Source organism: Brucella pseudintermedia, assembly GCF_008932435.1.
Lineage (GTDB): Bacteria > Pseudomonadota > Alphaproteobacteria > Rhizobiales > Rhizobiaceae > Brucella > Brucella pseudintermedia.
In genome coordinates, this window is record NZ_WBWE01000017.1 from 1 (window position 1) to 23,608 (window position 23,608).

Below are 23,608 nucleotides of genomic sequence, written 5' to 3' on the forward strand. Positions count from 1 at the left end.
CAAGCTCGATGCAATCCGGGCATTGAAACGTTACATCGCTCGGGAAGTCTTCGGCATCATCATGCGTCGCCAGAAGCAGATCAATCAAACCAGGATCGTCGCTTGACAAACAGAAGGGCGTCCAGGGATCGCAGTTCACGTCCATTGACTTCACCACCGTGCTGAAGAAGGCGGAAGTCGCCATCTCGATGGATGGCAAGGGCGCGTGGCGGGACAATGTCTTCGTCGAGCGGCTCTGGCGGTCGATCAAATATGAGGAGGTTTATCTCCACGCCTACAAGACCGTGTCTGAGGCCCGCGTCGGCATCGGTCGATATCTGACCTTTTACAATAGCCGACGCCCACATTCATCCCTTGACCGGCAGACGCCGGATCAGGTCTACTTCAACGCGCTGACACCAATGATGGTGGCGGCATAATCGCGGCGGAAATCCACTTAACGAAACGCCCGAAACTGTTCAGACAAACCGAACCACCTCTCCCAAAGCCATGCCTTGGTGGCTTTTCCCGAACCCGGAGCCAGAGTGGGCAAGGTCGTCTCATCGGCGAAGACCCCTTCACCTTCCTTGACCCGTTCCAGGATATAATCAGCGCATATCTGAAGCTCGAAGCCCAGATGCCCCATCCATTGCGCCATCAAACTCCGGCTGATCTCGACGCCATCTCGCAAATAGATTGCTTCCTGACGGTAAAGTGGAAGGCCATCGGCGTACTTGGAAACGGCGATATAGGCGAGCAGGCGCTCTGTCGGCAGACCACTCTCGATAATATGTGCAGGCGCGAGCGCCTGAACCACACCATCATGGTTTCGGAATGCATATTTGGGGCGACGTGTCACGATAACCCGGAACTTCGGGGGCACGACGTCCAGGCGTTCCGAGCGATCCTCGCCGATCAGGACCTTTTCCAGCCCCTCGCAACCAGCTGGAATCTCCGGTTCGATGACTTCCTCAATGCGTTCGAGATGAGCCGCAAAACCCTTGCGCGGACGTGATGCCCGTTTCGGCTTGCCCCTGGCCACATCGTTAAGTTCGCTCTGGATCGCCGAGAGACCGGTTTCCACTTCCTCGAAAGCAAACGATACCTGTTCATCGCTAACACCAAGGCGTAATCGTTCAGAGCGCCGGCCGTGCTGGGTGCGCTGCAATACCTTCATGATGGATATCAGGTTGGTAATCCGTTCGTTGGCGCTCTTCTCCACTGCCTCCAGCCGGGCAATCTCAGCTTCAGCAGCCTTCAACCGGGCTTCCTTTTCAGCCTGTTCACGTGCCATTGCGAGCACCATAGCTTTCAGTGCGTCAACGTCATCCGGCAGATCGTGAAGCGGTAAATCCATGAGGCTGAGTAGAGCATAAAAGCGGCCGTTGTCCCAACCATTACAGCATCATGAATCATCTTGCCGCAGGCGTTGTCATCCTGTCAGCAAAGGGCGTCTTGTCCTGTTCGGGCGGATCTTTTTCCAGTCCATTCCGGCCAACAAAGCCATGAGCTGGGAATGGTCCAGACGTATCCTCGCAACTGACAGGCCCGGCCAGCAAAAGCCACGGTCCTCAAGCGTTTTCGAATAAAGGCAAACGCCACTTCCATCCCACCACACAATCCGGACCCGGTCGGCACGTTTTGACCGGAAGACATAAAGCGCTCCATTGAACGGGTCGAGACCGCCATCACGGACAACTGCCATCAGGGAAGCGGCTCCCTTGCGGAAGTCGACGGGCTGGCAGGACACATAAACCACCACACCGCTGGAAATCATGCCTTGCGAGCCGCCCTCAGAACCTTCACCAGGTGATCCGGATCGAAGGCTGAACCGACGCGAACTACCATGTCGGCGACAACAATATCGATCGAAGCGCTACTCGTCGTTTCAACCCGTGCAAACCTGGCCGGACTGGCCGGTCCCGCTGTTACCGGTGAAACAACACCAGATGCAAGCGCCTTACGACGCCATCCATAAAGCTGCGAAGGATCCAGTCCTTCAGACCGTGCAACCGCCGAGACGTTGGCCCCGGGCTGCAACGACGCAGCCACAATACGCGCCTTCTCGTCATCCGACCAGTCACGCGGCCGCCGTCGGCTTCGCACGGGTTCCGCCGTCAAAACCTCGAATGTCCGGGGCTGATTCACAGTGTCGCTCATAGGATTCTCCGCATGATTCATGCAGAAAATCGCCCATCACACCGACGAAAGATACGTGGGGTAGCCTACCCGCTTACGGATAATAATCGGGGATCGGATCACCACGCGGTATGCGTTCACCGTCAACTTGCTCATATGCTTGATATTCACCAATTGCCGAACGATTACGTACAATGAATGCAACGCCGCTATACCACCAGCCCTTTTTACCCGGCTTCAACGTTGGAACACCGCGTTGATTCATTTCCCTCGCAATGATGTGAAAACCAATGCCATTCGCGCTCATTTCAAATATCTCGCGAACTATCTCGGCTTTCTCGTTCAACTCATATTCAAATATGCCACGCCCGATTTTTTTTGCAGTGATCCACGTTGGCGGTACTTGATTAGTTTTCACACCTTGACGGCTTAACTCCCGCTTTCGAGCAAATGCGTCTTTGATGATTTGGCTTTTGCGTTCGCTTTCCCTGTTAGCGCGCAGCATCGTCGTGATGGTACTCATCAACTGATTCGCATCAGCATTGAGGCTTTTCCACGTGTAGATTTCTTCGTCGCCGTATTCGCTTTTCGCGACAACAGTTATGCCGGTCTTGAGAATTTCCTTGAACAAGTCGAGCGCTTCTAGCGGCGTCATACGCGATAAGCGATCAAGGTTTTCAACCAACAAGTAACTGTTTGATGGGATGTTACCGTTGTTCACTAAGTCGATGAACGCGCCGAGTTTACCTTTGCTTCGGTTCAATCCTTTCCACGCGCTAACGCCGATATCTGCGAACGCTGTAACGTCTTGAAGAGCCAAATTATGCCGCTGGGAGAAACTTTCGCTCCAAACTAACTGTCTTCGTAGACTATCGCCTTTGTTTTGTTTTTCCGTACTCATGCGAATGTAAGAGTAGGCAAGGCGTTGAGATTGTTGCATAATATGCGCTCCTAAATGCTGAGAAACATTATGCGCGAAAATAGTGTAAATTCATTCAATAGTTATGTCTTCGACGCTTATGGCACATTGTTCGATGTCCATTCGGCGGTGCGGCGGCATGCGGAGAAGGCCGGGCCGGACGGACGGGCATTTTCCGAACTGTGGCGCGCAAAGCAGCTCGAATATTCCTGGGTGCTGAGCCTGATGGGCGCCTATAGCGATTTCTGGAAACTCACCGAGGATTCGCTTGATTTCGCATTTGCGCGCTACCCTTCCGTCGATCCCGGGCTGCGCAATGACCTGCTCGATGCCTATTGGAAGCTTGATTGCTATCCGGAAGTGCCCGCGGCCCTCAAAGGCCTGAAAGAGAAGGGCGCAAGGCTCGCCATTCTCTCCAACGGATCGCCCGCAATGCTGGAATCCGCTGTCCGTTCGGCTGCGCTCGATGTTCTGCTCGACGACGTGGTTTCGGTCGATGAAGTCAGGAAGTACAAGACCGCGCCGGCAGTCTATGAACTCATCACCCTCCACTGGCGGCTCTATCCGTCGGCGATCTCGTTCCAGTCTTCGAACCGCTGGGACGTGGCGGGCGCGGTGCGGTTCGGCATGCGCGGGGTGTGGATCAACCGTTCCAACCAGCCCGACGAATATAAGGAGTTCGCTCCGGCGCTCATTTTGCCAAGCCTTCAACTGCTCGATTGAGTGCTCACTAAAATTTGAACTTGCCGGATTTGCGGAAAGCTGGCCGCTGCACCCAAAATTGTGTCGCGGCTGCAACACGAGCCACGCTGGTGGGCCTTCGCCACGATTAGGCCGCATTAAGAACGGGTGTACGCCACAATTTTCGGGCGTTTTCCGTGCAACCAAACACCGGAAACAGCCGTTTCAGGCCGTTTTCACCGCCCACTGCGTATCTGCCACAATTTGGTCGGGTCGCAATTCGTTAACCCTGAATGTGTATCTGTAACTCCTCCCGTCACTAAACTGGTTTTCATATGCAAACGACCCTTACCCGCCGTTCCTTTCTGACGGCAATGACAGCAACAGCGGCCGCCGGCCTGGCCGGTTGCGCTCAGTTGGGGCAGAATGTTCCAATTATCGATGTGGATCAGTCGGGCAACCCGATTAACCGCACCCCGCAGGCCAATGTCGATTCATCCTATGGCGGCTGGGCGCAGATGTACGCCGCCGTTGAAGATGGCGGCTTCATGCTTCCGGCAATCCCGATCCAGAAGATGGACAAGCGCTTCCTGCGCCAGGTGGTGCAGGATCCGACCGGCGAACTGCCGGGTACGATCGTCATCGATACGGCCAACCGCTTCTGCTATCTGGTCCTCGAAAACGGCCAGGCAATGCGCTACGGCGTCGGGATTGGCCGCGAAGGCTTTGCATGGTCGGGCCGCGCCGTGATCCAGTACAAGCGCCAGTGGCCGCGCTGGACTCCGCCGGATGAAATGGTCGCCCGCCAGCCGGAACTGGTGCAGTACAGCGCCAAGAATGGCGGCATGGCTCCGGGCCTCAAGAACCCGCTTGGCGCCCGCGCGCTCTATATTTTCCAGGACGGCAAGGACACGCTGTACCGCCTGCACGGCAACCCGGAATGGTGGTCAATCGGCAAGGCAGTCTCTTCGGGCTGCGTCCGCTTCCTGAACCAGGACATCATCGATCTCTATGATCGTGTTCCGGCAAAGGCACCAATTCTGGTGATGTAAGGTTAGGGGAATAGGGCAGTACGGCAGTAGGGCAATATGTTTGCTTGACTGAAACCTTCTGCCCTATTTCACTTGCTGCCTTGCTGCCTTGCTGCCTTGCTGCCTTGCTGCCTTGCTGCCTTGCTGCCTTGCTGCCTTGCTGCCTTGCTGCCTTGCTGCCTTAAATTACCTCTTGAAGCTGCCCAGGATCCCGCGCACGAGCGCACGCCCGAGCGAATTGCCGACCGAGCGGACGACGGATTTCATGGCTGCTTCCGCCACCGTCTGGCGGCCGGAGCGGCGACCGGTGCCGAGCACCGTACCGGCGAGCTCACCAAAGATGCCGCCGCCGCCTTCTTCCTCTTCCTTGGTCTTTTGCTGGGCCGCCGCTGCATTCTGCGCCTTGCGGGCCAGCATTTCGAAAGCGGAATCGCGGTCCACGGCCTGATCGTACTGTCCGGCGACCGGGCTTGCCGCGATGATCTTCGCGCGTTCTTCCGGCGTCAGCGGCCCGATGCGTGAAGAGGGCGGGCGGATGAGCGTGCGCTGCACGATGGAAGGCACGCCTTTTTCCTGCAAGGTGGAAACCAGCGCTTCACCCGTGGCAAGATTGGTGATCGCCTGAAACGTGTTGAAATCCGGGTTCGGGCGGAACGTGTCGGCTGCGGTCTTCACGGCATTGGTCTCGCGCGGCGTATAGGCGCGAAGCGCGTGCTGCACGCGATTACCAAGCTGCGCCAGGACCGTCTCCGGCACGTCGAGCGGGTTCTGCGTCACGAAATAGACGCCGACGCCCTTGGAACGGATCAGGCGCACAACCTGCTCCACGCGATCGATCAGCGCCTTGGGCGCTTCGTCGAACAGAAGGTGGGCTTCATCGAAGAAGAAGACCAGCCTCGGCTTGTCGGGATCGCCGATTTCGGGCAACTCCTCGAACAGTTCCGACATCAGCCAGAGCAGGAAGGTGGAATAAAGCCGCGGGCTCATCATCAGCTTGTCGGCGGCGAGCACGCTCACCACGCCACGCCCGTCGGTGGTGGTGCGCATCAGGTCCGAAATCTTGAGCGCCGGTTCCCCGAAGAATTTCGAACCGCCCTGCTGGTCGAGAACCAGAAGCGAACGCTGGATCGCGCCGACCGAGGTCTTGTTCACATTGCCGTACTTTCCGGAAAGCTCTGCCGAGCGCTCCGCCATCTCTGCAAGGATCGCCTGCAGGTCCTTGAGGTCCAGAAGCAACAGGCCTTCTTCGTCCGCCAGACGGAAAGCGATGTTCAGCACGCCTTCCTGCGCGTCGGTCAGGTTCATCAGGCGAGACAGCAGCAGCGGTCCCATTTCGGAAATGGTTGCGCGGACAGGATGACCCTGTTCGCCGAAAATATCCCAGAAGATTACAGGGGCTGCGCGCATTTCATACGGGGCAAGCTTGATCTCCGCCGCACGCTTGAGGAGCCCGTCATTTTGAACGCCGACCGCGCCGATGCCAGAAAGGTCGCCCTTGATGTCGGCGCAGAAAACGGGGACGCCCGCCGCCGAAAAGCTCTCGGCCAGAACCTGCAGCGTGACCGTTTTGCCGGTGCCGGTAGCGCCGGTGACGAGGCCGTGACGGTTGCCGTATTTCAGCGCTAGATATTCCGGCTGCTGGTAAGAGTCGTCTGGCTTGCGGCTCGCGCCAAGAAAAATAGCGTCTTCGGCAATCATCAGGCGGCTTGCTCCCTCTGTTCAACTCACTTTAGAGCATAATCCGATCGGAGTGAAACGAGGATCGATAAGATTATGCTTTCAATAAAAGAGTTTAGAGTTCGTTTCGATCTGATTCAATCAGATCGAAACGAACTCAAGCATATAAACACCGCTTGTCGTCACGACAAGGAAAAGCCCTGAACGAACTGACGGGCGCAGCTTGCAATTGGACCTCAGCGGGCCGGATAGCCGTTCGGATGCGCCGGAATGGCTTTCAGATAGGCGGCAATGGCATTGCGATCCGCCTCGGCGAGATGGGCCATGTTCGCAACCACATCGGTCATCGATCCGCCGAGCGAATCGAAATCCGGGGTGAAGCCGCTCTGCAGCGCATAGGCGATGTCTTTCTCGCTCCAGCCGCCAATGCCTGCTTCGCCCGGCGTGATGTTCGGCACAACGCCTCTTTTCCCGTCGCTGCCGGTCTCGGGCGATAATGCCCCTGCGAGCCACTGGCCCTTGTCCAGCCCTCCGATGACATTGCGCGGCGTGTGGCATTCACCACAATGGCCAAGGGCCTCGGTCAGATACTGGCCGCGCTTCACCTGATCGGAGGCATTTGCGATTTCCACCACGGGCTGGTCTGACAGGTACAGCTGTTTCCAGAGGCCCAGCCCGCGCCGGATATTGAACGGGAAAGAAAGCCTGTGCGGCGCCGTTGCATTGTCGGACGGCGGCAGCGTTTTCATGAAGGCGAAGAGATCGGCCACGTCCTGCGGCTGCATTCTGGTATAGGATGTGTAGGGGAAGGACGGATAAAGATGTTCGTTCTGCTTGCCGACGCCTTTCAGCATCGCATTGGCGAAATCATGGATCGTCCAGGTGCCGATCCCCTGCTCGGACGGGGAGATATTGGGCGCGATGAACGTCCCGAAATCCGAAACCAGTTCGTGCCCGCCCGCCAGAACCTTGCGCGCATCGCCGGTTGCACCGGGGGCCGCGTGGCAGGAGGCGCAGCCGCCCGCCCAGAAAACCTGTTCGCCCTTGACCGGATCGCCCGGTTCCATCGCATCCAGAACGGTTTGGCTCACCTTCTGCGGCGTGGTCAGAATCCAGAAAGCTGCAGCTCCAAGGACGACCACGGCGCCTGCGACATATGCCAGTTTTCGGACCATTTCATCCGTTCCCGTCTGGCGGTTCCGACGATTGCGGACCGTTCTTATGGCTGTCATTCAGCACGCCAGCCTCAATGCGCGAAGGCGCCGGAGCAGCACCGCGCTCTGCTGGAAATGCTTTTGCGCACCGAATGTTTCCGTCCGGTGCGCGCGGTGTCAACCGTGAAGATCAGTTCTTCTTGACGCGATAGACCTGATGGCAGGAACCGCAATTGGCTGCAACCTGCTGGAAGGCGGACTTCAGCGCATCCAGATCCTGCGGCTTGGCAGCCAATGCAGCCGCGGCGTCGGTGCGGAATTTTTCAACGTGCTTGACGAAATCGTCCTTGTTTTCCCAGATTTTTGGCGAGGCTTCCGTGTCGCCCTGATCCGAACCCGCAGGGAAAAGCGTGTCCACGTCCATTTTCTTGGCGTCGGCGTCGATCTTTTCCAGCGCGGCAAGTGCGGCGGCGGCGTCGAAAGGCTTCTCGCCCTTGACCATGGGAGCAATCGAGCCGACAGAACGGCCAAGGTCCTTCATGATTGCCTGACGATCGGCTGTGACGTCAGCCTGTGCTACACCGGCGACCAATACAGCAGCAGAACTGACAGTCAGGAAAAACAAACGCATGCGATCCTCCGCGTTTAAAAATTGAACAGATTTCGTCCCTTGGTTCAAATATCCGATACAATCTGGGACATTGCAATCATCGCACCGGTTAAATCTCCAATGCGGCAAGTATCATCCAGAATTTAGTGGGATTATTACATGGACTTCACGTTATCGTGAAAAACATGACTTAATTACTATTGTTTTGTATTGACGTGTGGAGATTGTGGGACCTGCGGCGAAGGATGGTTCTGCCGGGAGTAATGATGCAAAAAGGCCCCGGAAACCGGGGCCTTTATCGAAAAATGCAAGGTTGGTCAGACGAACTGGCCGAGGCCCGGGATCGCGCCGATAACGGCATCGACGGGTTCGTCGCCGGCCTTTTCCTTGGCAAAGCGGATGGTCTCCTTGGCGACGCCGGAAATCTCGCCCATGCCGAGGCCAGCGCCCATGAGCTGCGAGCCCAGACCCATCACGCCGCCCATCAGACCGGACAGGAAGCCGCCGCCCTTGACCTGCGAAATCGCTTCTTCAGCGCCCGGAAATGCTGCGAGAAGCTTCTGGACTTCTGCCTCCGGACCTTCCTTCTGCAGGAAGGCGAGGATCATGCCGACTGCCTTTTCTGCCGTTGCCGCATCGATGCCAACTTTGGAGGTGATGCGTGCGATCAGTTCTTCCATGGAAACTCTCCCAAAAATCTTACGTTTACGTAATATGCATTCTCGGTTTCGCTTTGCAAGCCGGCGGGAGCGAAAATATTAGAACATGGTTCCGAAAAAGTGGGAGCGGCTTCGGACATGATCATATTCAGACAAAACCTGGGAGCGGGACGGCGGGACAACTTACAAACATCCCGCTCCTGGAGAATATGACTCCGGACACGACGGCATAATTACGCCGTTCTGATTTCCTGCAGTTCCAGTTCTTCTATCATGGCCTGTCGCATGACGAATTTCTGGATTTTGCCGGTCACGGTCATCGGAAACTGATCCACGAAGCGGATATGCGCCGGAACCTTGTAATGCGCGATCCGCCGCCGGCAATATTCGCTGAGGTCCTCTTCGGACAGTTGTGCGTCCTTGTGCAGCTTGACCCAGGCGCAGATGATTTCGCCGAACTTCCGGTCCGGAATGCCGAATATCTGGACGTCGCTGATCGCCGGATGGGCAAACAGGAACTCTTCGATCTCACGCGGGTAGATATTCTCGCCGCCGCGAATGATGAGGTCCTTTATGCGCCCAACGATGTTGCAATAACCTTCCTCGTCTATGGTCGCGAGGTCTCCCGTGTGCATCCAGCCCGCATCGTCAATGGCGCCGGCTGAACTTTCCGCGTCGTTCCAGTAGCCGCGCATGACGCTGTAGCCGCGCGTCAGCAATTCGCCCTTTTCGCCGCGCGGCACGACCTTGCCATCCGCATCCACGATCTTCACCTCCAGATGCGGGTGAATGCGCCCGACCGTGGAAACGCGCCGATCCAGCGGATCGGACGTCGAACTCTGGAAACTGACCGGGCTCGTCTCGGTCATGCCGTAGGCGATGGTGATTTCGCCTTGATGCATCTCGCTCACGACACGCCGCATGACTTCGATGGGGCAGGGCGACCCGGCCATGATGCCGGTGCGCAGTCTCGAACGGTCGAAGCGGCTGAAGTCCGGATGATCCAGCATCGCGATGAACATGGTCGGCACGCCATGCAGGCCGGTGCATTGCTCCTCCTCGACGGTCTGCAGCGTCAGGAAAGGGTCGAAACTGTCATTCGGGATTACCATGCAGGAGCCGTGAGTGACGCAGGCAAGATTGCCGAGCACCATGCCGAAGCAATGGTAGAACGGCACCGGGATGCAGAGCCGGTCCTGTTCGGAAAGTTGCATCGCCTCCCCAACGAAAAAGCCGTTGTTGAGGATATTGTGATGCGAGAGCGTCGCGCCCTTCGGGCTGCCGGTCGTGCCGCTGGTGAACTGGATATTGATGGGATCGTCGAATTGCAGTTCGTCGGCAAGCTGCGCCAGTTCCTGCCTGGTGACTTCATCGCCGGATTCGGCCACATCGTCGAAATTCAACATGCCCGGCGTCTGTTCCGCACCAAGCCGGATCACGCAGCGCAGCGAGGGAAGCCGCCCGGACATCAGATGCCCGGGCCGGGCCTCATCGAGTTCGGGCACGATGCTGCGCAGGATATCGATATAGTTGCTGGTCTTCAGCGACGGCGCGAGGATGAGCGCCGCGCATTCGACTTTCCCCAGCACATATTCCAGTTCATGCGCCCGGTAGGCGGGGTTGATGTTGACGAGGATCAGGCCCGCCTTGGCGCTCGCGAACTGGGTGAGAATCCATTCGAGATTGTTAGGCGACCAGATGCCGAGACGCTCGCCGGGGCGCAGCCCTATGGCGAGGAAGCCTTCGGCAAGCTCATCGGTCCGCTGCCTGAGTTCGGAATAGGTCAGCCGGATATTCTGGTGGCGGACGACGACTGCGGGACGGTCAGGATATTTTTCCGCGATCTGGTCCAGATACCGGCCGATCGTATTGCCGATGAGAAGCTTGTCGCTCGCGCCATGCACATAACTGGGAACAGAGCTGGCCTGCTGCATTTCCGATCCTCCCAAACCGAAGATGACGCCCGAAGGCGATGCATCAAGTGGTGAGAGGATGCCATCCGCAGCGCTTCATGAAAACCGCAGATTTTTAAGGCCGGGTTCAGCGTTTCGTGCAGCGCACCAGCGTGGCGGCTCCGGCATTGGTGTATTTGCTCTGCATCGTATAGAGCCAGCCCTTGCATTCGGACATGCTGCTGAAGCAGCGGATACGGTCGATCGGAACCAGCCCGTCGCCGCCGGTGATGAAGGGTGAATCGTCCACGCCGCTGAACTGGCCGACGATGATGCCGCTGCCTCTTCTCGGCACGCTGCAGCGCTGGCCGGCAAATTCGCCGACATCCTTGCGCACCTGAGCCTCAGCCGACATGGGCAGCGCAACAAGGCCGGAAACCGCAAGCGATGCGGAAGTGAGGCAGACAGCAATGACCTGACGCAGCATCGAACTCTCCTTCAAAAGAATAGTTACAGAACAATAGTATAAGGGAAATAGCGCGTTCTTCCAGAGCATGCCTCCCGAAAGCGGGAACCGGTTCCGCAAAAGGCATGCGTAAGAGGAAGGCATCGCGCCCTTGAAGACTGGACGCGATGCTATCTGGCGGTAGCCGGAACAGGGCGGTCGTGGATGAGGCTCCTAGAGCGTGCCGCCCGCCTTGCCTGTCACCTTGAGCGCGAAAGCGTAGGTGTAGGCGACTTCTTCCAGCCGCGAGAACCGACCCGAGGCCCCGGCATGGCCTGCATCCATATTGATGCGGAACAGGACCGGGTGGTCATCGGTCTTCAGTTCACGCAGCCGGGCGACCCATTTGGCGGGTTCCCAATAAGTCACGCGCGGATCGGTAAGCCCCGCCACCGCCAGAATGGCGGGATAGGCCTGACGGCTGACATTATCGTAGGGCGAATAGCCGGCGATGATCCGGTAATGCGTTTCCGATGTGATCGGGTTGCCCCATTCCGGCCATTCCGGCGGGGTGAGCGGCAATGTGTCGTCCAGCATCGTGTTGAGCACGTCGACGAAGGGCACTTCGGCGATGATGCCGCCGAAGGTGTCGGGCGCCATATTGGCAATCGCGCCCATCAGCATGCCGCCTGCCGATCCGCCATGGGCGACGATGCGGTCATGGCTGGTGAAACCTTCGGCAACGAGGTGCCGTGCGGCGGCGATGAAATCGGTGAAGGTGTTCACCTTCTTGTCGCGCTTGCCGTTTTCATACCAGGCAAAACCCTTGTCCTTGCCGCCGCGAATATGGGCGATGGCATAGACGAAGCCGCGATCCACGAGCGACAGCCGCGAGGTGCTGAAGCTTGCCGGAATGGTGATGCCATAGGAGCCGTAGCCATAAAGCAGGCACGGCGCAGAGCCGTCGAGCCGGGTGTCCTTGTGATAGAGTAGCGAGACCGGCACCAGTTCGCCATCCGATGCCTTCGCGAAGACGCGGCGCGTGACGTAATCCTGCACATTGTGGCCGGACGGAACTTCCTGCGTCTTCAACAGCTTCCGCTCGCGCGTACGCATATTGTAGTCGAAAAGCTGTTCCGGCGTCGTCATGGACGAATAGGAGAAGCGGATGACGTCCGTATCATATTCGGCGCTGCCATGCAGGCCGAGCGAATAGGCTTCCTCGTCGAAGGCGATGGCGTGTTCCTCGCCGGTCTCGCGATCGCGGATCACGATGCGCGGCAGGCCGTTGTCGCGTTCCAGCCAGACCAGGTGATGCCTGTAGGCCGAGTGCGACAGGATCAGCCGTCCCGGCTTTTCCGCCACGACCTCCACCCAGTTTTCCGGCTGCGGAGCGCTGGCGGGCGCCTGGCAGATCTTGAAATCCTTGGCGCCATCGGCATTGGTCAGGATGTAGAAGACATCGCCGCCCGGCGCGATGTCATATTCCGTGCCGGTCTTGCGCTTCATGACGAGCTGCGGCTTTGCCGCCGGGTCGCTGGCGGGAAGCAGCCAGCACTCCGACGTCTCGTGGTCGTGAATATCGATGAAGATATAGTCGTCCAGCGCCGAACCGCCGACGCCAAGGAAAAAGCCCGGGTCTTTCTCCTCATAGATCAGGCGGTCGTCCGACTGCGCCGTGCCGATCCTGTGATAGAAGACCTTGGATGGCCTATGGTGTTCATCGAGGCGCGTATAGAAGAAGCCTTCGCTTTGCGCATCCCACGCGCCGCCGCCATTCGTATCGGTGACGATGTCCTCAAGGTCTTTCATCGATGACAGGTCGCGGACCTTGAGCTTGTAGAATTCCGATCCCTTGTCGTCATAGCCCCAGATCAAAAGCCTGTGATCCGGCGCATGGTCGGCGGAGGCGAGGCGGAAATAGGCTTTGTCCTTGCCTTCCGCGTCGCCGTCGAGAAGGATGGTTTCAGTTCCCCCGTCGCGCGGCGTGCGGATGAAATAGGGCTGCTCGCCGCCGGTGCGGTAGGACACGCCATATGCATAAGGGCCATCCTTGGAAGGAACGGATGAATCGTCTTCCTTGATCCGCCCGCGCATTTCGGCAAACAGGCTTTTTTGCAGCGCTTCCGTGTCCTTCATCAGTGCTGCCTGATAGGCGTTTTCCGCTTCCAGATGGGCGCGGATCTCGGCGGAGAGAACCGAGGGGTCCTTGAATACCTCCTGCCAGTTATCTGCGCGCAGCCAAGCATAATCGTCGGTGCGGGTGATGCCGTGACGGGTATCGCTGACCGGATGTTTGGTTGCGTGCGGCGGTTGAAGTTGCAAGGAGCTTTGAGACATCCACAATTCCGATGAAAACTGTTTCGATTTGCTGCAAGGCTGGGAAGCCGTGCCAGTAGATTGAATTTGACGTTTGAATTCCAGCTGACATAGATGCTGTTTCAAACGTCAAATTCAAAAAATCCACTAGATACATATACTTCCTGGTGGTCTTTTGAATACCGACATTTGCTCAGCGCTTGAACTGGGAATGCAAATGTTGGAATCAGACCACCAGCGCGTGATGGGGATATTTATATAGTTGGCCGAAAGGGCGAAAGCGAGTTCAATCCGTTGAAATATATTTGAACAATGCCATTTTGAGGCCCGATTCCGCGCCCAAAAGCTACGCTGCGGGAGGCAATTAGTCTTGGGTCGCGTACAAGAAAACTTGAGGGAGAAAACTATTGCTAACGATAGCTGGGCAAATTAATGGAAGCGCGGCAGTGAACTGCGGCTTCACCCAAATCCTGTAATAAATGACAGGGGCGGCAACGCCAGCACATTGTGATTCAAAGTTTCCATAGGTCGGCGCGGTTGGGTTCCGAATTTTTGTATTTGACGATTTAAGAAGAATGACTTGTTATTAATGTAATGTGGTTTGACAATTCTATTGCAAATGACATTATCAACTGATATTCGCAGCCGGGAATGGATGGGGTAGAGTTGGAATACGTAACGGCGATGAAAGGCGGGGATCTTCAGTCGTCGATTGCGCAACAATAAGAAGTAAAAAAGGAAATATGATGGAAAATCTGGACACGCACGACGAGAGCGCAGAGCTGCTTCTGAGCCTTACTGCAGATGTTGTAGCTGCATATGTCGGCAATAATTCGATTCGCGCTGGCGAATTGCCGCTGCTGATCGCCGAAGTACATGCCGCGTTCAAGCGTCACGTCGAACGCGAGGAAGCTCCTGTCGTTGTTGAGAAGCCGAAGCCTGCCGTCAATCCGAAGAAATCGGTTCATGACGACTACATCATCTGCCTCGAAGACGGCAAGAAGTTCAAGTCGCTGAAGCGTCACCTCATGACCCATTACAACATGACGCCGGAACAGTACCGCGAAAAGTGGGATCTCGACCCGAACTATCCGATGGTCGCTCCTAACTACGCTGCTGCCCGTTCGCGGCTGGCGAAGAAGATGGGCCTCGGCCGCAAGCCGAAGGAAGCCTGAGCGCTCTGACTTTCGAGCGCACTGCGCTTTACCGCATCTATTCGTAAGCATTTGTTGAAATGGTCGTTATCGGGAAGCGAAAGCTTAACGATAACGGCCATTTTGCTTGTGGCCGTTTTTCCCGAAAGGCTCGTCTCCATCAGCCGATCCGGTCGAAAGCCTGTTTCAGTGCGATGTGCCGGTTCAGGTCATAACTCCAGTGACCGCACATTCCTTTCAGCCGTTCCCTTTCCATGAGGCGCGTCAGGCGCCGCTTGGTCTGTTCCTTTTCTTCCTGCGATGCTTTCAAAACCTCATCCAGATCGATACCGGCGATGATCTGCAAGGCAAGGCGTTGCGCCGCAGTCATTTGATTCTCTTTTTGTCGGGCAAAGAATAATTTGCGGGCGTGCTTGAGATCCGCTTCCATCGTCACAATCCTCATTTCTCGGTGTGAACGAGCATGAGCCTTGCAAGATGGTTTTGGATAATATTCCTAGATTTTTGCGAAGTTTTCTGTAGAATAGCCGGCAGCCGCACTCTTTCGCCGCGCGTTAATGCCATGGTTACAAGGCCTTAGCCTATCTTCGAAGTGTCGGTATCAACCGTGTAGCGCAATCCATTCTACAAAACTTATCCACTCTTGCATTTTCCTTTTGTATAAGAAGATATTCCTATTCTGGCGAGGGAAGATGAATGTCTTTGGAACTATCGGATGTCATTCACACGCGGGCGGAAGCTTTCGAAGCATTGAAGCTGCTGGCAGTAAGGCATGGTCGCGACCTTAGCCTCGCAATGGAGGAGGGCTCGTCCGACCGGTTGCGGCAGCGGCGCAATGTAGCGCTGTGCGAGGCCCTGATTGATTTGCTCGTAGCCATGTTCGGGGTTTCCGGCACCGAGTTGCGCTCTCCCTTGCGTTGCAGGCGCGAGGTCGCGCGCGTGCGGCAGATCGGCATGTATGTCGCACATACGGCTTTCGGCCTCGCCATGCGGGATGTGGCCGTGGGCTTTGCCCGGGACCGCACCACGGTAATGCACGCCTGCCATTTGGTGGAAGACATGCGCGACGATACCGAATTCGATGCAATCGTCTCGACCTTTGAGCGCATTGCGCAAAGTGCTTTCGCGGAGTGGAGGATGGCGGCATGACCACCCAACTGTCAGTGTCCGAAGCGAGAATCATACGCTTTTTGAAGGGCGGGGCCTGCGAGGTTCAGGATTCGGTTCGCGCCACGCATGTATTGCTGGCGGCGGACCACGGCACCATCGCGGCCAGCCGGGCCGAACTGAAGGCCATGCATCAAAGGGGATTGCTGCGGTGGGAGGGCGAACGTCTTGTGCCCGCGCAGCGGGCTGCCAAACGCTCGAAGGCGGGCGCAGAGCTGCTGCCCGTTCCGGCGAGGGCCACACTCACGGTCGAGTATGAGCAGAGCGAGAAGGTCGAGATCAATCCGGAGGAGTCGCCGCTGGCCATGCTCTACCGGCGCAAGACTGCGAGCGGTTCTTCCTTCATTTCTGAGGACGAATTTCTTGCAGGCGAGCGGCTGCGTACGGACTTCACGCGCGGATCGCTGATGCCTTCCATCACGATGCGCTGGGACAAAAGCGTCAGGAGCAGGCCCAATGGGCCGGGCGGCATGGCTGAACTGACGGATATTGCGCTTGCCAGCCGCGTCCGGGTCGAGCGGGCGCTGGAGGCGGTCGGGCCGGAACTGAACGGTGTTCTGGTTGATGTCTGCTGCTTCCTGAAAGGTCTTGAAACCGTGGAGCGCGAGCGGCAATGGCCCGCGCGTTCGGCCAAGATGCTGCTCAAGGCCGGCCTGGCTGCACTGCACCGGCACTATAATCCGCAACTCGAAAGGAAGCGGGGAGGTGTTGCCCTGCATTGGGGAACTGACGACTATCGCCCCCGGATGCAGCCGCAGAAGACGTGAAGCCATCTCCCTCATTGACACTCCATTGGGTCGGGTCTATCGCCTGTGTCCCAAACAAGCCTGGCAGGCCTGATGGGGAAGTGGGGAGAAATCAAATGAATTCGGTACGGGATCGGCTGGAAAGCATCCTGTCGCGGCTGGAAGCGCGGGCAGGGAACGAGTGCGTTTTCAGCAAGGTTTACACGCAGCAGGCGCGTGCCGAGGCGGATGCGGCCGATGCGCGCCTGCGCGACGGACGCACTATCGGCCCCCTCGACGGGCGCATCGTTTCGATCAAGGATCTCTTCGATGTTGCCGGAGAACCGACGCTCGCAGGCTCGGTTATCCGCCGTGATGCGGTACCTGCGACGCAGGATGCAACGATTGTCCGCCGTCTGCGCGAGGCGGGCGCGGTCATTGTCGGCAAAACCCATATGACGGAATTTGCCTTCACGCCGGTCGGCCTCAATCCGCATTATGGCGAGCCGGGCAATGCCATTGACCCGACGCGCATTCCGGGCGGCTCGTCCTCGGGTGCGGCAGTCTCGGCTGCGGAAGGCACGAGCGAGATTGCCATCGGTTCGGATACGGGCGGGTCGGTGCGTATCCCGGCGGCGCTGAACGGCCTTGTCGGCTTCAAGCCGACAGCCCGGCGCATTCCGCTCGACGGTGCTTTTCCGCTGGCGCCATCGCTTGATTCCGTCGGCCCGTTGACCAGAACCGTCGCCGACGCCATTCTGACGGACGCGATCATGGCGGGCGAAACGCCGGTCCTGCCTGAAGCCCTGCCGCTGAAAGGTCTGCGCGTCGCGCTGCCGAAGGGCTATCTTCTGGCCGATATGGAGCCGGATGTGGTAAAGCATTTCGCGGCCACCGTCGCGCTTCTTGAAAAAGCGGGCGCTGTCATTGCCGATCTGGAAGTCGACGACCTGATCCAGCGCCTGCGTGAGGCAACCAGCGTCGGCTCCATCGCCGGCATTGAGGCAAGCCATGTTCATGCGTCGACATGGCTTGGTGATCCCGATGCCAATGTCGATATCCGCGTGAAGCGCCCGCTCTCTGTCCGGGTCAAGGTGCCGATGGAAACCTATGGCGGGATCATGGAAACGCGGGCAGCGCTGGTGCGGAAAATGGACGAGCGTTTGAGCCGGTTCGACATGTTCGTGACGCCCGCTACGCCCATCGTTGCGCCGACGATTGCCTCGGTCAGTAATGACGAGGCCGAGTATGATCGAGTTGAGGGGCTGCTTTTGCGGGATACACAAGTCGGCAACCAGTTCGACCTGTGCAGCATCACCTTGCCCATGCCGGGCATGGTGCTGCCGACCGGCTTCATGCTCACCGCGCGCGGCAGCACGGACAAAAGGCTGCTGGCCGCAGCCTTGTCGGTGGAAAAACTGCTAGGCTGATTCTTTCGCCAGTTCCGCTTCCCGGCGGATGCGCGCAACCATGGAACGCAGGCCATTGGCGCGCTGCGGGGTGAGGTGCTCGTCGAGGCCGAGCTTTTTCAAAATGGCTTCGGGGTCTATCGTCAGGATTTCCGAAGCCTTGCGGCCCGAATAAAGCGCCAGCACAATGGCCACAAGGCCGCGCACGATATGCGCATCGGAATCGCCGAGAAACTCGATGACCGGATCGCTACCGCCTTGCGGCAGCGTCTTCAGCCAGACCTGGCTGACACAGCCCTGCACCTTGTGCTCCGCATCGCGCGCATCGTCGGGATAGGGCGGCAGTTCCTTGCCGAGATCGATGACATAGCGAAAGCGATCTTCCCAATCGTCGAGAAATTCGAAATCGGACATGATGCTATCGATGGTCGTGGTCATTGTACTCGCCTGAAAGAAGTTTCTTGCCGCTTATATAGTCATGAAACGTGGCGAGGTCACGGAAAACCAGAGCATGATTCCGAAAAGTGGGAACCGGTTTTCGGGTAAAATCATGCTCAAACAAAAGCCTGAACCATGATTCCGAAAAGTGGGAACCGTCTACGCAGGGAAATCAGTCCACTGGACTGATTTCTGATCCTGCTGCGATCAGATAAAATCATGCTCGAACAAAAGCCTGGAGCATGATGACTAACGCCCAATCGCGCCAGTCGCGCGACGATCCAGTGCGCGAAGGGCTTCTTCCCGCGATGTCGGGATGGGAATGCCGGTTGCGGCCTGCGCGGGTTCGGATGCGGCGGGTTCCGCTTTCGCGGGCGGTTGCGGCTTGGTGCCGAAGCGGTCGCTCAGATATTCGAGCGCAACACGGCTTCCTTCCAGAAGTCCGCTTCCGGCGCTGGAAATGAGCGAGGTTCCGTTCTGGCAAAAAGACGGGTTGTCGATGCAAAGCTTGCCCAGCTCCACGGCGGTTTTGCCATTGGCGAGAAGCTGGCCGATGGAATCCGGTTCCTGCTTCGTTTCGGCGATGGCGGGTTTCTCCTGCGGCTTGTTCTGCTCATCCGCGGAGAAGATGCGCGGCATGACAAGGAATGCCAGCGTCAGCCAGAATGCGGATTTGAGGAGAAAACGGATCATTGCCTTGCTTCTGTTGCGATATGTACGCGTCAATGTCGGATGAATTTGAAAAGATTCCGTAACCATCCGGTTTGAACGCTAAATTGCACGCAGGCGGCAGTGGCGTCTCGTCGATTGCTACTCTCTGTTTACCATAGACAGAAAAGCAGACCCGGCGTCTCACTTATCTGCTTTGGTTGGCTCCGCTTTATCGTTTCTTTAAAGCCTCGGCTGCAATCTGTTGCTGGCTGGAAGAGCGTCGCCACGGCGCACGGTTTTCCGGTTCAGACCATGCAAGAGTATTGAGTGAGTAGGGCACGTTGAACGCCATTCTTTTGAAAACAGCCGAATCCGTCCGCATGAATGTGCAGGCGATCAGCCGTTTTTACGAACGTTTCTGCCGCCGCTGGGTATCCACGCCCGACGCGGCCTCCATACGTGTCATCGGCTCGGTCGTCACCGTGCCGGTCCTGCTTTGTGCTGCGGTGCTTGGCTCCGGCGTGACGCCGGGATTCACGGAATTTGCGATTCTCGCCGCCAGCTTTGCAGGCATGGCCATGATCCTGTGCGCGCTGTCGCTGATGGGCGTCGCTGCGCCCGTTCTGGCTGGCCTGAACTTCGCTGCCTATGGCGCGGGTCTTGCTGCCCTTGGCGCCTTTTCGCATGGCAATGCGGTCCTGTGGCTGATGGCGGCAGCTCTGCCGCTTGAGATCTGGTTTGCAACCCGCAAGCCGGGCGCTGCCGCCGCAGGCGCTGCTTTCGCCGCGATCATTCTGGGTTTCCTTGCGACTGCAAGCGGCGGCGCTGTTTCCGGCGGCAGCTATGTGTCTGTCGCGGTTCTTGTCCTTTATGCCGCAAGCCTTGTCGCGCGTGGCTTTGTGAGCGCCGCCCGGCCTGCCGAGATCAAGGTCGGCGCACCGCAGATCGCGGTTGCTGCCGGTGACGTGCAGTTCTGCCTCGATGCGGATGGCGTAGTGTCTTCGGTCGATGCGAACTCTGCGAGGCTTCTGGGCGTGCAGCCGAAAATGCTGGAGGGCACTGCCCTGATCGACCGCGTGCATGTGGCCGACCGCGTTGAATATCTTTCGCTTCTGGCCGATCTGCGCGCCGGTGCCACGGTGCGCAAGATCGACGTGCGCCTGCGCTCCATCGAAAATGGCGAGACCGTCTTCCGCGCCTATCGGCTCGAAGGTGCGGCAAGCGCTCGCGCCATCACGCTGATCGGCCGTTCGCTGGAAGGCGAGCAGAAGCTTCTGGAAGAAATCGCCACGCTGAAAGCGGAACTGGAATCGGAGCGCATCGGCAAGGGCCGTCTGCTCGCAGCCGTCAGCCATGAGCTGCGCACGCCGCTCAATTCCATCATCGGCTTTTCCGACATGCTGTCGCATGAAATGGGCGGCAAGCTGGCCAATGAAAAGCAGCGCGAATATGCTGGCCTCATCCACCAGTCCGGCCATTATCTGTTGGAGCTTGTGAACGCCGTTCTCGACAATTCGCGTCTGGAAACCGGCAATTACAGCATTGATCCGCAGACGCTCGCTTTCCGCGAAGCAGCCGAAATGTGCACCGCCGTCATGCTGCCGCTGGCTGAAAAGAAAGGCGTCGCCTTCTGCCACCGCGTCGGCAACGGCGTTGGCGAACTGGTGGCCGACCGCCGCGCCGTCCAGCAGATATTGCTCAACCTCGCCGGAAATGCGGTCAAGTTCACGCAAAGCGGCGGCTGCGTCACCATCGATGCGGCGCGCGTGATGGCTGAAGGCCGTGCAATGCTGGAATTCAGCGTGTCGGATACGGGCATCGGCATCGAGCCGGAAGACATGCAGCGCATCGGCACGCCATTCGTGCGCGCCAACAACGATTATGCGCGCGCGCAGGAAGGAAGCGGCCTTGGCCTTTCGGTGGTCAAGGGGTTGGTGGAACTGCATCAGGGAACGATGCAACTGAAAAGCTGCCCCGGCGAAGGCACGATCGTCACGGTCCGCCTTCCGGTGTCGGGGCCGCAATTTGTCATGGGAGAAGACGAACATCAGGAGCTTGGCACGGTGATCGACATGCACCGTCACCAGGGAGAAAGGCAGCATGACTGGCAGAACGACGAAATCCGGGAGCAGAAAAATGCGCAAGCCCGCAAAACGGCGTAGTCTCGGATCGCGGCTCCTCCATTTCTTCTTCACGTCGGCCTCGGCGCTTGCAATCGCCGCCGGAGATTTCATTGCGCGCAACCCCGTCCTGACCGGCGGGGCAACCGCATTTCTGGTGGTCATGAGTTTCGTTTCGGCCAATGCGCTCTGGTATCAGCCGGAGGCGCACAACGCCGTGTTCTTCCGCACCAGGCCGGATTTCGTGTTCAAGCCAACCCCGCGCGAGGTGTTGCCGGGAACGGCGGCGGCGAGCGACAACGCCCCCAAACCGGTTGAAACCGCGAAAAGCGAGACCGCACCGGCGCCTGAAACCGCCAGCCTGTCGGCTGACCGGCTGAATATGAGCGCATCGGTGGACGATATGCTGCCAGCACTTGCGCCCAATGCCGATCTGGAGATCGCGCGGCTGCAGCATCGGCTTTCGACGCTCGGAATTTACAAGGGGCCGGTGGACGGTTTTACCGGGCCGCAGACCCGCGAAGCGGTGGAACGCTGGCGCGCCTTGCAGCAAAAGCTCGGCGTGCAGGAGGCCAACATCCCTCCACAAATGCTGGCTGACACGCAGAAGCGCAATCCGGTTCAGGATGAGGTGGCAAAAGCCATCGAGGTCGCGGTTCCATCGCCGCGTCCGCAGCCTGCCGTTTTGAAATCGGAAACAGTTTCAAAGCCGAAGCCTGACCTTGCTTCCTATGAAAAACCGGCCGCCAAAAAGCAGGTTGCGGCAACGCCCGCCATACAATCGGGAAAAGTGAGTTCGCAGGATATTATCCGCGTGCAGGCCGGGCTGAAGGCATTCGGCAATGACACGGTGCCGGTGAACGGGCAGCCGGGCAAGTCGACGCAGGAAGCCGTGCGCGAATTCCAGAAACTGTTCAGCTTGCCCGTGACCGGCGAAATCGATGGAACGCTCATCGCCAAGATGCGCGAGATCGGCCTGATAAGCTGATGGTTTCGCGATGCGCCTGACATCCGATTTCTGGGTTTCCGCCCTGATCCGCAAGGTGCAGGGCGAGGGCGGCTTTGCCTATCTCGCCCGTCGCGGTTCGCCGGAAGCGGGTGCGATCTTCATCAAGGTAAGCTCGCGCTTCGGCACATGCGACTTATATTCGCCTGCGCCGCAAACCTCCTATGACGAGGATAACGATGGAGAGCGCATGTTCCTGCGCATTCTTCATGACGCGGATGACTTGGCGGCAAGTGACCGCATGGCGCGGGAAACGCGTTTCGACCCCGACCTCTGGCTGGTCGAACTGGAAGATATTGCCGACGCATCGGCGTTCTTTTCGATTTCGCAGGACGGGGAAGCGTCTAGCTGACGGTTCTATTTTACCAAACGCTGCTGCGACGGATGATCGGAATTGGCCGCATCCACAAGCGGGGTGTCGTCCCCTGCTTCCGCCATTTCGCGCAATTTGCCGCGCAGCATGGCCGACATGTCTTCAGCCTTCCAGCGCCGCACGAGCGCCATCGCCTTTTCGCGGTCGATGGAACGGTAGATGTGGACGAACTCACGCAGGCTGTCGCGATTGGTGTCGATCGGGCCCAGAATGGCCGTCATGGTGAGATAGCATTCCGCTGGCGACAATCCGAGCGCCTTGAGCGCAATCGGCAGGTGCGAATCCGGCCACTGGCCGATAATCGCATCGGCCCGCTCGAACGAAAGGTCGAGCGCATCGGCCAGTGCGTTGCGAAAGAACTGGCCGTCGATCAGAAGGGCGGTATCGATGAGATGCTGCGAGCCGGTGGCGGCACCTGTTTCGTAGAAAGGCTGTTGCAGCGCGCGCGCCAGCCGCTCCGAACTGCCCTCTTTCATCAGGGGTATTTTGGCGGTGGACAGGTCTGGCACATCCGGTTTTTCAAGCGGCTCAGCCTCGATATTGGCGAGGTTTTCCTGAAGCGCCAGCGTGCGGTCGATGACCGGATCGGCGAAACTGCGCAACACGCCTTGCAGAAGCACATCCCCCGATTGGCGCCGCGCAATGGCGCGCGCATGAGCAAGACCGTTCTTGCCGATGATCTCGATCAGGTCGGAAGGGCGCAGGAGGGGCGAGCGCAGGAGAATGGGCGCGGAGATTTCCACGGGCTGGTCGGCGAGCGCGAGAATGAGGCGGCGCGGCGCGTCTTCCAGTTGGGCCAGCGCATTGGCTGCATGGCGCTTGCCGCGGGTGGAAGCGCATTGCAGAAGCGGCATGGCAAGATCTTCGAGCTGCTGCATATCCTGCCGTCCGGGACGCATGATGCCCGCAAATGCCGAAATCGCGGCCGCCAGAAGGTCGTCCGCCTTGGCTCTCCCCGCTTTTGAATCCGACGGGCTCCGGTGGCCTGAAATATCCTCCAGGGCGCGGAACTGATCATTTGTCACGCAGAATACTCCGGTAGGCACCCAACTCACCCGCC

General features: G+C 58.3%; 23 protein-coding genes and 2 pseudogenes. 10 read left to right on the plus strand and 15 right to left on the minus strand.

Translation table 11 applies throughout. The annotated features are described in order from the left end of the window. Positions 1–122 precede the first annotated feature (122 nt). Positions 123–419, plus strand: a pseudogene (locus tag F9K78_RS19490) (transposase); the annotation flags it as partial. A gap of 62 nt (positions 420–481) precedes the next feature. Here F9K78_RS19490 and F9K78_RS19500 read toward each other — a convergent pair. From F9K78_RS19500 to F9K78_RS19515, 4 genes and pseudogenes are all read right to left on the minus strand, one after another. Continuing rightward, positions 482–1,336, minus strand: a pseudogene (locus F9K78_RS19500) (IS66 family transposase); the annotation flags it as partial. Between the two features lie 75 nt (positions 1,337–1,411). Then, positions 1,412–1,756 (minus strand): IS66 family insertion sequence element accessory protein TnpB, encoded by a 345-nt coding sequence (tnpB, locus tag F9K78_RS19505; RefSeq protein ID WP_100649048.1) that lies wholly within the window; start codon positions 1,754–1,756, stop codon positions 1,412–1,414. Beyond that, the gene (locus F9K78_RS19510; RefSeq protein ID WP_121539538.1) at positions 1,753–2,139 is read right to left on the minus strand and encodes a transposase; all 387 of its coding nucleotides are present in this window, start codon (positions 2,137–2,139) and stop codon (positions 1,753–1,755) included. The genes tnpB and F9K78_RS19510 overlap by 4 nt, the downstream gene beginning before the upstream one ends. A gap of 73 nt (positions 2,140–2,212) precedes the next feature. Next, a complete protein-coding gene (locus tag F9K78_RS19515) occupies positions 2,213–3,058 on the minus strand; it encodes a recombinase family protein (protein ID WP_151682602.1) in 846 nt (281 codons plus the stop codon). A 30-nt stretch (positions 3,059–3,088) separates the two neighbouring features. Between F9K78_RS19515 and F9K78_RS19520 the strand changes: the two genes are divergently transcribed. Further along, on the plus strand, positions 3,089–3,760 hold the full coding sequence (locus tag F9K78_RS19520) for a haloacid dehalogenase type II (protein WP_151682603.1): 672 nt from the start codon (positions 3,089–3,091) through the stop codon (positions 3,758–3,760). Between the two features lie 293 nt (positions 3,761–4,053). Continuing rightward, on the plus strand, positions 4,054–4,770 hold the full coding sequence (locus F9K78_RS19525; protein WP_006466316.1) for a L,D-transpeptidase: 717 nt from the start codon (positions 4,054–4,056) through the stop codon (positions 4,768–4,770). A gap of 165 nt (positions 4,771–4,935) precedes the next feature. Here F9K78_RS19525 and F9K78_RS19530 read toward each other — a convergent pair whose 3' ends face one another. The 7 genes from F9K78_RS19530 to F9K78_RS19560 form a co-directional block, all read right to left on the minus strand. Further along, positions 4,936–6,447 carry a helicase HerA-like C-terminal domain-containing protein gene (locus F9K78_RS19530; protein ID WP_151682604.1) on the minus strand — a complete coding sequence of 504 codons (1,512 nt, stop codon included), beginning with the start codon at positions 6,445–6,447 and terminating at the stop codon, positions 4,936–4,938. A gap of 215 nt (positions 6,448–6,662) precedes the next feature. Beyond that, positions 6,663–7,601, minus strand: coding sequence for a cytochrome c (locus F9K78_RS19535; protein WP_039852408.1), 939 nt, complete (start codon positions 7,599–7,601; stop codon positions 6,663–6,665). Positions 7,602–7,770: 169 nt separating this feature from the next. After that, positions 7,771–8,211, minus strand: a complete 441-nt coding sequence (locus F9K78_RS19540; protein ID WP_021587924.1) for a c-type cytochrome — start codon at positions 8,209–8,211, stop codon at positions 7,771–7,773. Between the two features lie 296 nt (positions 8,212–8,507). Beyond that, entirely contained in the window at positions 8,508–8,870 is a 363-nt protein-coding gene (locus F9K78_RS19545) for a DUF2267 domain-containing protein (RefSeq protein WP_006466320.1), read from the minus strand. 212 nt (positions 8,871–9,082) lie between these two features. Beyond that, the gene (locus F9K78_RS19550; protein ID WP_151682605.1) at positions 9,083–10,783 is read right to left on the minus strand and encodes an AMP-binding protein; all 1,701 of its coding nucleotides are present in this window, start codon (positions 10,781–10,783) and stop codon (positions 9,083–9,085) included. Between the two features lie 106 nt (positions 10,784–10,889). Further along, on the minus strand, positions 10,890–11,228 hold the full coding sequence (locus tag F9K78_RS19555; RefSeq protein WP_021587922.1) for a hypothetical protein: 339 nt from the start codon (positions 11,226–11,228) through the stop codon (positions 10,890–10,892). A 192-nt stretch (positions 11,229–11,420) separates the two neighbouring features. After that, positions 11,421–13,526, minus strand: a complete 2,106-nt coding sequence (locus F9K78_RS19560; RefSeq protein WP_151682606.1) for a S9 family peptidase — start codon at positions 13,524–13,526, stop codon at positions 11,421–11,423. 725 nt (positions 13,527–14,251) lie between these two features. On the opposite strand from F9K78_RS19560, the gene F9K78_RS19565 reads away from it, so the two are divergent. Then, on the plus strand, positions 14,252–14,680 hold the full coding sequence (locus F9K78_RS19565) for a Ros/MucR family transcriptional regulator (protein ID WP_006466324.1): 429 nt from the start codon (positions 14,252–14,254) through the stop codon (positions 14,678–14,680). 139 nt (positions 14,681–14,819) lie between these two features. On the opposite strand, the gene F9K78_RS19570 is transcribed toward F9K78_RS19565, so the two are convergent. Further along, positions 14,820–15,089 carry a cytoplasmic protein gene (locus F9K78_RS19570; RefSeq protein ID WP_121983085.1) on the minus strand — a complete coding sequence of 90 codons (270 nt, stop codon included), beginning with the start codon at positions 15,087–15,089 and terminating at the stop codon, positions 14,820–14,822. Between the two features lie 272 nt (positions 15,090–15,361). Here F9K78_RS19570 and F9K78_RS19575 point away from each other — a divergent pair, with 272 nt between their 5' ends. The 3 genes from F9K78_RS19575 to F9K78_RS19585 all read left to right on the plus strand — a co-directional run bounded on the left by F9K78_RS19575 (position 15,362) and on the right by F9K78_RS19585 (position 17,981). Next, a complete protein-coding gene (locus F9K78_RS19575; RefSeq protein WP_151682626.1) occupies positions 15,362–15,808 on the plus strand; it encodes a helix-turn-helix domain-containing protein in 447 nt (148 codons plus the stop codon). Next, positions 15,805–16,593 (plus strand): DUF6456 domain-containing protein, encoded by a 789-nt coding sequence (locus F9K78_RS19580; protein ID WP_151682607.1) that lies wholly within the window; start codon positions 15,805–15,807, stop codon positions 16,591–16,593. The genes F9K78_RS19575 and F9K78_RS19580 overlap by 4 nt, the downstream gene beginning before the upstream one ends. A gap of 95 nt (positions 16,594–16,688) precedes the next feature. After that, a complete protein-coding gene (locus F9K78_RS19585; RefSeq protein WP_121986788.1) occupies positions 16,689–17,981 on the plus strand; it encodes an amidase in 1,293 nt (430 codons plus the stop codon). On the opposite strand, the gene F9K78_RS19590 is transcribed toward F9K78_RS19585, so the two are convergent. Continuing rightward, on the minus strand, positions 17,973–18,398 hold the full coding sequence (locus F9K78_RS19590) for a SufE family protein (protein ID WP_151682608.1): 426 nt from the start codon (positions 18,396–18,398) through the stop codon (positions 17,973–17,975). The genes F9K78_RS19585 and F9K78_RS19590 overlap by 9 nt on opposite strands. Positions 18,399–18,647: 249 nt before the next feature. Continuing rightward, positions 18,648–19,091: a hypothetical protein gene (locus F9K78_RS19595; protein ID WP_121986809.1), complete on the minus strand. Its 444-nt coding sequence runs from the start codon at positions 19,089–19,091 to the stop codon at positions 18,648–18,650. 299 nt (positions 19,092–19,390) lie between these two features. Here F9K78_RS19595 and F9K78_RS19600 point away from each other — a divergent pair, with 299 nt between their 5' ends. The 3 genes from F9K78_RS19600 to F9K78_RS19610 are packed head-to-tail and all read left to right on the plus strand — an operon-like array spanning position 19,391 to position 22,527. Next, complete coding sequence (locus F9K78_RS19600) at positions 19,391–21,211, plus strand: sensor histidine kinase (protein WP_121986787.1); 1,821 nt, start codon at positions 19,391–19,393, stop codon at positions 21,209–21,211. Beyond that, positions 21,186–22,157 carry a peptidoglycan-binding domain-containing protein gene (locus F9K78_RS19605; RefSeq protein WP_121986786.1) on the plus strand — a complete coding sequence of 324 codons (972 nt, stop codon included), beginning with the start codon at positions 21,186–21,188 and terminating at the stop codon, positions 22,155–22,157. The genes F9K78_RS19600 and F9K78_RS19605 overlap by 26 nt, the downstream gene beginning before the upstream one ends. A gap of 10 nt (positions 22,158–22,167) precedes the next feature. Beyond that, positions 22,168–22,527, plus strand: a complete 360-nt coding sequence (locus F9K78_RS19610) for a DUF1491 family protein (protein ID WP_121986785.1) — start codon at positions 22,168–22,170, stop codon at positions 22,525–22,527. A 5-nt stretch (positions 22,528–22,532) separates the two neighbouring features. Here the strand turns inward: F9K78_RS19610 and F9K78_RS19615 are convergent, their stop codons facing one another. After that, complete coding sequence (locus F9K78_RS19615; RefSeq protein ID WP_151682609.1) at positions 22,533–23,573, minus strand: DUF2336 domain-containing protein; 1,041 nt, start codon at positions 23,571–23,573, stop codon at positions 22,533–22,535. Between the last annotated feature and the right edge of the window lie 35 nt (positions 23,574–23,608).